Source organism: Halorubrum tibetense (assembly GCF_042661865.1).
GTDB lineage: Archaea > Halobacteriota > Halobacteria > Halobacteriales > Haloferacaceae > Halorubrum > Halorubrum tibetense.
On sequence record NZ_JBHSWW010000075.1, the window covers coordinates 1 to 9,467 of the forward strand.

Annotated in this window: 7 protein-coding genes and 1 pseudogene; 2 read left to right on the top strand and 6 right to left on the bottom strand. The window is 68.6% G+C overall.

The window, feature by feature from the left end; genetic code table 11:
* The 6 genes from ACFQEU_RS07095 to ACFQEU_RS07120 all read right to left on the bottom strand — a co-directional run.
* A partial coding sequence (locus ACFQEU_RS07095; protein WP_379780674.1) for a cohesin domain-containing protein occupies positions 1 to 887 on the bottom strand: 887 nt, incomplete at its 3' end.
* Positions 884 to 2,320 carry a DUF7350 domain-containing protein gene (locus ACFQEU_RS07100; protein ID WP_379780676.1) on the bottom strand — a complete coding sequence of 479 codons (1,437 nt, stop codon included), beginning with the start codon at positions 2,318 to 2,320 and terminating at the stop codon, positions 884 to 886. The genes ACFQEU_RS07100 and ACFQEU_RS07095, both read right to left, overlap by 4 nt.
* A gap of 9 nt (positions 2,321 to 2,329) precedes the next feature.
* Positions 2,330 to 3,664, bottom strand: coding sequence for a DUF7405 family protein (locus tag ACFQEU_RS07105; RefSeq protein ID WP_379780678.1), 1,335 nt, complete (start codon positions 3,662 to 3,664; stop codon positions 2,330 to 2,332).
* A 108-nt stretch (positions 3,665 to 3,772) separates the two neighbouring features.
* Positions 3,773 to 5,953 (bottom strand): bifunctional metallophosphatase/5'-nucleotidase, encoded by a 2,181-nt coding sequence (locus ACFQEU_RS07110; protein ID WP_379780680.1) that lies wholly within the window; start codon positions 5,951 to 5,953, stop codon positions 3,773 to 3,775.
* A gap of 148 nt (positions 5,954 to 6,101) precedes the next feature.
* Positions 6,102 to 8,309, bottom strand: coding sequence for a bifunctional metallophosphatase/5'-nucleotidase (locus tag ACFQEU_RS07115; protein ID WP_379780682.1), 2,208 nt, complete (start codon positions 8,307 to 8,309; stop codon positions 6,102 to 6,104).
* A 135-nt stretch (positions 8,310 to 8,444) separates the two neighbouring features.
* Complete coding sequence (locus ACFQEU_RS07120; protein ID WP_379780684.1) at positions 8,445 to 8,714, bottom strand: hypothetical protein; 270 nt, start codon at positions 8,712 to 8,714, stop codon at positions 8,445 to 8,447.
* A gap of 151 nt (positions 8,715 to 8,865) precedes the next feature.
* Here ACFQEU_RS07120 and ACFQEU_RS07125 point away from each other — a divergent pair.
* Together ACFQEU_RS07125 and ACFQEU_RS07130 are read left to right on the top strand one after the other, a co-directional pair.
* Positions 8,866 to 9,189 (top strand): annotated as a pseudogene (locus tag ACFQEU_RS07125) (biotin carboxylase N-terminal domain-containing protein); the annotation flags it as partial.
* Positions 9,190 to 9,311: 122 nt separating this feature from the next.
* Positions 9,312 to 9,467, top strand: a 156-nt coding sequence (locus tag ACFQEU_RS07130) for an arsenate reductase/protein-tyrosine-phosphatase family protein (protein WP_465261119.1), incomplete at its 3' end; no start/stop codon positions are given.

The following is a 9,467-nucleotide window of genomic DNA, read 5'->3' on the forward strand; positions in this document are numbered from 1 at the left end:
AGGACGCCGAGCACGACCGCTCCGAGCGGTGCGGGCACGTCGTCGTCGGCGTCGTCACCGGACGATTCCGGGTCGGCTCCCGCTTCGCCGCCCGCGTCGCCACCATCACCCGCGTCCGTTCCGCCGTCCCCGTCGTCGCCTCCGTTGTCCGCGTCGCCTTCATCGTCCGCGTTGCTTCCATCGTCCCCGTCGCTCCCGTCGTCATCCGACTCCGTCGAATCGGTGTCGGCGAACGGGTCCTCCACGAACGCCGGTTCCACGGAGTCGCCGCCACCGGCGATGTGGAGATCGGCCCACATCGTGGGTGTCGGCTGCGAGTACTGGCTACGAGTCGGGTACACGCCGGTTCGATCGGTCGTAAGCCGCGCCGTGGCCGCGTCGGCGTCCTCGCTCACCTCGACGGTGACCGTCGCGACGGTCGCCGTCCCGATCACGCCGAACTCGGGGTTGACGAGCGACTGTTCGAACAGCGCCGCGCCGTTCTCGTCGGCGAACACGGTCCGCTCGCGGACCGTCGTGTCCGACTGTCCCTCGCCGATCTGGTCGCCGTCCGGCGCGTCCTCGAACCAGTTGTTGGGCTCGACATGCGTCACCGTGAGGTGCTCGGACGGGTAGTCGATCTGGAGCTCGATGGATCCGACGCCCTGACCGGCGAACCCGTGGCTTCGGAGCGTCACGTCCATCTCGACGGTGTCGCCCGGGTCGACCGACAGCTCGTCCGGTTCGAACTCCAGCACTGCAGCGTTGTCCCCGGCGACCGCCCCGCCGGCTCCGAGCGCGACTCCGACGAGCGCGACGACGAGCGCGAGCAGGACGGCGGCCGAGACGAAACGGACCCCTCGCCGTCCGTCTCGGATTCCAAACCGGGTCGTCTCGTCGTCCGTCATGGGAGCTCGATCGTGTAGGTGGCGGTTCCGGGCTCGTTGAACGCGGTGTCGTAGCCGGCGTGTCTGGAGACGTTGGGGATAGTCTCGACGGTCACCGACAGGGCCTCGCCGCCCGACAGGTCGTCGATCGGCGTCCCGTAGTGATACCCCACCTCGTGGTCGAGCGTGTCCCGAAGCGACCCCTCGGCGACCACCTCGCCGTCGCGTTCGATCTCGTAGCCGAGCGCCATCGACGGGAGCATCAGCCGGTTGTACGGCGTTCGGGGCGACACCGCGAGGTAGAATTCGTCGCCGTCGACGAACCGCGACCCGCGGTCGACGACCGTGGCCGGGTACAGCGCGTCGGCCACGCTCGGTTCGCCGAGGAGCCGTCCGGGGAGGTCCTCCGCGAGCGGGACCTCGCCTTCGTCGGGGCCACGCTGATACGTCCCGAAGCGATGGTGGCCCTCGCCGACGGACCATCGTTCCTCGCCACGGTGGTCGTGACCACTGTGACCGTTGTGGCCGTTATGCCCGTCGTCGGCATCGCCGTTGTCGTGCTCGTCGTCGCCATCGTGACCGTCGTCACCGTGACCGTCGTGGCCGTCGTCGCCGTGATGGTCCCCATCGCCGTGTCCGCCGGCCATGTGGTTCGCGAGCGCGCCGTGTCGCCCCCAGTGCTCCTCGTCCAAGTAGTGGATCCCGCCGACGACTTCGTCGCGGAACGCCTGGTCGAACTCGACGGTGAACGAGCCACGGCCGGGCTCGTCGAACCGCCCGGCGAACTCCCCGGTGAGCCGGGCGTCGATGCTCCCGACCCGGACCTCCACCTCGTAGGTGCCGTTCTCGCCGAGCGGGACGTTGTCACCGACGTGGAACCCCATCTCCTGGGAGATCATCGGCCACGGCGCGTGCGGGGTTTTCGACTCGCCCTCGCGTCCCACGTTCAGCTCTAACCCCGTCTCGGCCGGGAGGACCGCTCCCGTCTCGGGGTCGCGAACGGCCACCATGAGGTGGACATCGTCGTCGCTCCCCGGCTCCGCCGACACGACCTCCCGGCCCGTCACGTTCCAGAACTGATGGGGGTACGTGACCATCGGCTCCACCTCGAACTCGCCCGCGCGGATCGGGTCGAGGTGACGCATCGCCTCGAAGTGTGTCGGTATGTACGTCGCGTCCGGCGGGTCATCGACCGACGGGAGGGAGGGGACCCCGTCCCCGTCGCCACCATCGGACGATCCGTCGCCGTCGTCCGGCTCGCTTCCGTCGTCCGCGGGATCCGGATCGCCGTCGTCGTCGTCGGCACAGCCGGCGAGCGCCGCGGTTCCGAGCGCGACGCCGCCGAGAACGCGTCGTCGAGTCAGGCGGTCGCCGACGGGTGGCCCGGAGGCGTCGCCCGGCCGGCCGTTCGAGTGTCGCGCGCTTCCGTCGTGGTCAGTGTGTTCGGTCGTCATTGGGTGGTGTCATGGCTGCGGATCGGGTAGCGATCGATGCGCCCGCGGCGGGACGAGGTAGTTCCCCCGCCGTCGGACGAACACGTACTGGAGGATCCCGTTGTTCAGCCGGGAGCCGACGCCGCTCTCGTCGGCGAGGTCGGCCCCCGTCATCGCGTCGCGGACGCGGACGAAGTCGGCGATCGACTCCTGCAGGGTGAGGAAATGTAACCCCGTGTGATCGCCGTCAGTCGTCGGGAAATCCCGGCGGAGCAGCGGCGGCGTCCCGTCGTCGTCGCGGGCCCGAGCCGCCTTCTGGGCGTGACCGACGACGCCCTCTTCGCGGGCGTACTCGAGGGCGTCCTCCGGCAGATCGGTGACGCTCGGGGCGGACCCGAGCTTCTCGCCCCACTCGCCGACCCGCTCTTCGGCCGCGTGAGTCGGACTGAACAGCTTGGCGACGCGCTGGTGGTGGTTCTCTTGGTCCCACCACGCGTTCAGCTGGGTCTGCAGCGTCGAGACGTGTTGGGTCGTCCCGTCGGCGAACGGTCCCTCGTCTATCGTCACCCGGTCCTCGGGCGCTTGTGAGCCGGCGAACCCGTTCTTGAACCCCATGAACAGCGGGGCCTCCTCCGGGATCGGCGCGTCGTCGGGGACGCCCTGAACGTCACGCCGCTCCCGTGGCAGTCCGGGCCCGAGGAACCCGGTTCGGCGGTCGACCGGCTCGAACAGGTCGGTCACGTCGGTCACCGACATCCCGTTCGCCGCGGACTCGTCGCCGAACAGCGCCTCCTCCGCCGCGAGCACCGCCTCGGGACTGTCGCTCGCGAAGTGGACGAGCACGTCCGCCGCGTCGAACTCCGGGTCCTCCATCGACGTGAGCGCCGTCGGCTCCGGGAGCTCCACGCCCGCCGGGCCGTCCTCCCCGTTGTCGAACCGATCGAAGTACGCCGGAGCGTAGCCGACGGTGAACAACAGCCCCTCGTTGGACCGCTCGAAGGCGCGTTCGAGATCCGTCAGGGCGTCCTCGAACCGCCGTCGAGCGTCGTCGAGCGCCGCCGTGTCGCCGCCACCGATGACGTCTACGAGGTCGGACGAGACCGAGAGCCCTCGCAGGACGTGGTGTGTCGGGGCGACGACGTTCCCGTTCTCGTCGCGCTCGAGGACGTCGTTCCACGCGTGTTGGCGCGACGGGGCGCCCTCGGGGTCGCCGGTGGGGACGTCGGCGAGGGATCCATCGGCATCGGGGTCGGTACCGTCGCCGCCAGCGTCGAGGCAGGCGCTCAACCCGGCGACACCGCCGAGCGCGACGGCGGCCTTACAGAACTCGCGGCGCGGGACCGTCTCTGGGTCGGGAAGGCTCATTCGTGTCGTGTGTGTTGGTTGGCGTTTGACGGCAAAGAGTACGTCGGCGACGGATCCGAGGGGGTCACCGTTCCGTGGCGACTCGTCGAATCCTCGACGATACGCCAGTTATCCGTCGATCGACTCCTCGTCGTCGTCCGCGCCGTACTCCTTGTAGAGGTACGCCGCACCGGCGACGCCGGCCGCCCCGGCGGCAGGGCCGAACCCGGGGACCTCGTCGTCGACGCTAGCGTCGCCGTTTGAGCCGCCGTCCCCGTCGGTGCCGCCGTCCCCGTCGGTGCCGCCGTCCCCGTCGGTGCCGCCGTCCCCGTCGGTGTCGCCGCCTCCACTGCTGCCGTCTCCCTCACCGTCGGTGGATGCGGCCGATCCGTCCGCACCGAGATCGAGCGGGAGCGCGTCGACATCGACCTCCCCTCGCATGACGAAGTAGTCGAACCGCGCGGCCACCGGGAGTTCGAGCGGCTCGGACTCGCCGTCCGGGACGAGGTCGTACCCGTCGCTGTCGGGGTCAAAGCCGCCGAATACCCGGATCGTCGGGTCCGCGGGCCCGGTCGCGAGCGTCTCGAGCTGTCCGGCATCGAACGCGACGTGGACCTCGCCGTCCTCGACATCGACTCCAGCGGCGTCGATCCGGTTCCCGTGCCGGGAAACAGCGTAGAACGTCTGCTCGTGGACGGCAAGCGAGTGCTCCGGCTCCGGGTACGCGAGGACGAGGTCGTGCCCCTCTTCGAAGACGTCGAGCGGCTCGCCCGCGTCCTCGTCGAAGCGATGGATCCGGTTGTGCAGCTTCGGCTGGAGGTAGCCGAGCGCCGCCATGTGGTCGTACACGAGGTTCCCGATGGTGTCGGTCTCCTCGCCGGCTTCGGCCGGCGCGAGGTCCTCGTTCCCGGTCGCCGACTGCCACCGTCCGAAGTTCGGGCCGGAAAGGGTGGCGGTGAACGTGTCGTCGTCGGCGACGGGCTCGCCGTCGACGTGGACGTTCTCGACGACCGGCTCCTCCAGCCCGTACCAGTCGTAGTGGATGTTGTGGACCTGTATCTGTGGCTGTGCGCCGAAGTTCGCGCCGGGAAGCACCGCGACGGCCTCCTCCAGGGTCGCTTTCAGCTCCGCCCCCGTGATCTCGAGCTTCACCGCCGGGTCGGGGAACGGAAGGATCTCGTACACGTCGCCGGCTTCGATCGGCCCCCGTTCGTAGATCCGATTCGACCGGATCCCGCCGCCGTTCTGGATCGCGACGTCGGCGTCGGTTTGCTCGGCCATCGCCTCCGTGACGAGGTTCCCGAACTCGTTTTCGAGGTTGTAGTTGGAGTCGAACCGCGCGTCGAGGTCCTGGCCCGCGTATGCGATCTCCTCCGAGAGCTCCTCGTCGAGGATCGAGTTGTACTCCTCGCGGATCGCCGCCATCGCCTCGTCCGCTTCCAGCTCCATCTCCGCCAGCGAGTAGAGCGTCCGGTCGACGACGCCGCCGTCCGACTCGAGCGTCAGCGTGGCGAGGTGGTCGTACTCGTCGCCGGCGAGCGAGATCGCGGTCCCTTCGATCTCTTGGAGCTCCTCGTCGATCGTCGCGTAGTGGTCGCCGACGATCGCGTCGAGCCCGTCGACCTCCCGTGCGAGCGTCCGTTTCGGCGACTCGCCGCCGAGGTGTGAGCCCGCGACGACGAGGTCGACGCCCTCCTCCTCGCGGAGGCGGTCGATCGCCGCCTGCGTCGACTCGGCCAGATCGAGGTTGACGCCGTCGTCGGGTGCCCAGCCGCGCGGGACGAACCCGAGGAGCCCGACCGACACCCCGCCGACCTCGGTCGTTACCCACTGTTCGGTCTCCGGATACGGACTCTCGCCGTCCTCGGCGGCGAGGTTCGTCGCCAGCCAAGGGAAGTCGCTATCGGCGAACAGCTCCTTCATCCGGTCGTCGCCGAAGTCGTTCTCGTGGTTGCCGACGGCGATCCCGTCGGGCTCCATCTCGTTGAGTGCCTCGACGACGTTCTCGCCCTCGAACCACGACCCGGCGAGCGACGGCGAGAACTCGTCTCCGGCTCCGACGAACAGCGTGTTCTCGTGTTCCGCTTGGAGCTCCTGGATCAGCCACCAGTACTCCGCGATGTTGGCGACGTCGTCCTCGAACCGGCCGTGGAAATGGGTGTCGTGGATGACGGTCACCGTTCCCTCTTGGCCGGCAGCGCTTCCGACGGTTCCCGTTCCCAGCGCGCCGAGCGCGAGTCCGCCGGCGGTCGCGCCGAGCACGGCCCGTCGTCCTTCGTCGATCTCCCCCTGTGTAGGACTCTCTCCCATGTAGAATACTCACGAACGCGGACATATAATAGTTAGTAACGGGGATAAATTGGATTATATATCCATAAACACGGATAAATACCGTTCAACGGGACCCGGTTTCCCCGTCCGAACCCTGGCGGTTCGGGTCGTCGACGGACGGGACCGGTCAGTCGTCGGTCGACGCCTCGTCGCCGTTCGCGCCGTACTTGCTGTAGAGGTACGCGCCCCCGGCGATGCCGGCCGCCCCGGCTGCGGGCCCGAACCCGGGCACGTCGTCCTCGACGCCCTCCTCCTCGTCGTCGTCAGCTGCGGCCTCCTCGCCGTCGTCGTCAGCAGTATCCTCGTCGTCCTCGAGCGCGCCGGCGACGGCCTCCAGATCGGAGTCCGAGACGGACGCTTTCAGCTTGTGGAACTCGTAGCTGGGGTTCACGGGCAGATCGACGTAGCCGTCCCCGTCCTCATAGCCGTAGTAGGCGTCGTCGGGGTCGAAGTGACCGTACACGCGGACGCGTGGGTCATCGACCGCTGCGAGGCCGAGGAGATCATCGGCGTCGAACGTGACGACGACCTCGTCGCCGTCGACCTCGACCGCCGTCGCCTCGGCGACCTCCTGCGTCCGCGAGACCGCACGGAACCCGTCGTCGACGACCACTTCGGCGCCCTCCGGAACCGGGAACGTCGCCGTGACGCTGTTGTCCGCGGCGAGGGCGGCGTCGCCCACGTCCTCGTCCACGCGGACGATGCGGTGTCCCACCGCCGGCGAGACCGTCTCCGTCTCCGCCTCGAGGTAGTCCATGGTGAACGGACCCTGGAACTGCCCGGACTCGACGACGAGCTCGCCCTCCTCCGCGATGGGGCTGCGACCCGCCTCGAAGTCGTTGGTCGCGAGCAGGTACGTCTCGTCCTCGTCGAGCGGCTCGCCGCCGACGAATATCTCGTACACGCCGCCATCCGGGAAGCCGTCGTCCCCCTGCTCCCAGTCGTCGTCGTGGCCGTTCCACTCGTAGGAGAGGCCCGACACCTGGATCGCGGGCTGTGCGCCGAAGTCGTCCGGCATCGCTCGTGTGGCCCACTCCAGGTAGTTCCGGATGGTGGCTCCCTCGACCTCCCACACCTCTATCTCGTTGGGGAACGGGAGGATGTCCATCACGTCGCTGCCGGTGATGTCACCGGGGCCGTAGGTGGCGTTCGAGCGGATGCCGCCCGCGTTCTGTACCGCCACCTCGATCTCACGGTCCACGTCGACGATCCGGTCCACCGACCGCATGATGTCGGTCATCAAGTTCCCCCACGCCGTCTCGTTCTCGTAGTTAGCGAAGGTGGCGTCGAGTTCGACCTCGCTCTCGACGACCGGCTCGCCGAGCCGCTCCTCCAGCTCGTCGAGGTACCCGTCCGCGATCTCGGCGAGCTCCTCGGTCCGCCCGACGTCCTGGACGTCGACCGGCGTGTGGTGGTCCGTCTCCTCGGGGTACGCCTCCTCGTCGAGCGCCGCCGAGTCGTACAGATCGAGCCGCTCCCAGTCGGTCAGCGCCGCGTCGTCGACCTCGAACGTCAGTCGACCGATGTGGTCGAACTCGTCACCGAACTCCGCGATGACGCCGTTCCCGCTCTCGTCGGGCTCGTCGAAGACGATCCCCGAGTGGGAGCCGACGACCGCGTCGACGCCGTCGACGCTCGCGATCGTCGAATGCGCACCGGAGGGGGCGTGGGACGCACAGACGATGAAGTCCGTCTCCGCTTCTAACGCCTCCACGGCGTCTTCCGCGGCCTCCTCGTAGCCGAGCACCTGCCAGTCGTCCGGGTAGTCGGTGATGTCGTGGAACCCGCTCGTTCCCATTCCGAACACGTCGACGGTGTGGTCGGCCGTCTCGACGGTCGTCCAGCGCTCCGCGCCCGGTACCGGGTCGCCGTCGGGCGTGAGCAGGTTGGCGATCACCCACGGGAACGTCGACTCCTCGAAGCGCTCCTCGGCGACCTCGACGCCGAAGTCGAACTCGTGGTTCCCGGCGCCGATCGCGTCGATGTCCGTCTCGTTGAGCGCCTCGATCATGTGTTCGCCCTCGAACTCCAGTCCCAGCACCGAAGGTGCGAGGTCGTCGCCGTTGCCGAGGTAGATGGCGTTCGGGTACTCCGCACGAAGCTCGTCGACGAGCGTCTGGTACCGGGCGATATCGAGGGTCTCGACGTCCGCGTCCTCGAAGCGGCCGTGGAAGTGCGTGTCGTGGATGATCGTTAGCGTGTCCTCGTCGGCCGCGGCCGCGCTCCCGGTCCCCCCGAGTCCGAGCGCGCCGACCGTCAGCCCGCCCGCCGCTCCCGCGAGGAGACGGCGTCGGCGTTCATCAACAGTCCCCGTCGACCGCCGGTCGTTCGACATACGAACTAGTATGAAAGGAGATATTTAAGCGTTCATCTCCCGGATACGTCCCTGTATATATCCCCATCCAACGCTCCTGAACCGGGCGATATCGAGTCGTCGGCGAGCGTGGTGTGGTCGGCGAGCGTGACCCGATCAGTTCGTCTTCCGATCGTTGCCGGTCGACGGCGTCGGGTCGTCCGCCCCCCCATCCGGATCCGTAGTCGATTCCGTCGCATCCGTCGTGTCCGTCTCGGTGCCCCCGCCGAGAGCCCGGTTGAGCACGACCGGGACGACGCCGACGATCCCGAGGAGAACGCCGAGCCGAACGAGCAGCGAGGCGTCCGTCAGCGCCGTCACTCCGAGGTAGACGACCGCCCCGACGATGGCCGACGGCAACACGTACGGGTTTCCTGCGTCCAACATACTCGTTCGTCCCGTCCGGCACCGTCTTAATCGTCCCGTTCGACGGTGTGTCACCGGCCCCCGCGGAGCCCGTTCCGCCCCTTTCGCCCGCCCGGGCGCTCGTTCCGGACCGACAGAATCAGGTAGGACTTGTTAGAAGGGACGTACAGGAATGTTCGACAAAGTCCTAGTCGCCAACCGGGGCGAGATCGCGGTGCGGGTGATGCGTGCCTGCGAGGAGCTGGGCGTCGACACGGTCGCCGTCTACAGCGACGCGGACAAACACGGCGGCCACGTCCGGTACGCGGACGAGGCGTACAACGTCGGGCCGGCGCGGGCGGCCGACTCGTACCTCGACGGCGAGGCGGTCGTCGAGGCCGCCGGGGAGCTCGACCGCGAGCTGTACGGCCGCGACCTCGTGGACGGATACGCGCTCGCGACCGTCCTCGACAGCCTGATACGGACCGCCGAGTACGGCCGAAACGTCGCCGAAGCCGGGCTTCACGCGTCGCTTCGAACCCCGACTCCTGAGGCGATCGCCGAGTCGACTCGCTGACCGCCATACATCGATGATCGCCGATGCCAACCGCTATCAACGAACACGACCACTAGACACCCATGACACGAACCGAACCCACCGACGGACCCGACGACGGGAGCGAAGAGACCGAGCCGACGATCACCCTGACGTTCATGTGCGTCCGCAACGCCGGGCGGAGCCAGATGGCGACGGCGTTCGCCGAGCGCGAGGTCGCGGAACGCGGCCTCGCCGAC

What these genes read in the sequence shown, in the direction of transcription:
- ACFQEU_RS07100 (WP_379780676.1), bottom strand. Translation starts at nt 2,320, where the DNA reads ATGACGACCGAACACACTGACCACGACGGAAGCGCGCGACACTCGAAC.
- ACFQEU_RS07105 (WP_379780678.1), bottom strand. Translation starts at nt 3,664, where the DNA reads ATGAGCCTTCCCGACCCAGAGACGGTCCCGCGCCGCGAGTTCTGTAAG.
- ACFQEU_RS07110 (WP_379780680.1), bottom strand. Translation starts at nt 5,953, where the DNA reads ATGGGAGAGAGTCCTACACAGGGGGAGATCGACGAAGGACGACGGGCC.
- ACFQEU_RS07115 (WP_379780682.1), bottom strand. Translation starts at nt 8,309, where the DNA reads ATGTCGAACGACCGGCGGTCGACGGGGACTGTTGATGAACGCCGACGC.
- ACFQEU_RS07120 (WP_379780684.1), bottom strand. Translation starts at nt 8,714, where the DNA reads ATGTTGGACGCAGGAAACCCGTACGTGTTGCCGTCGGCCATCGTCGGG.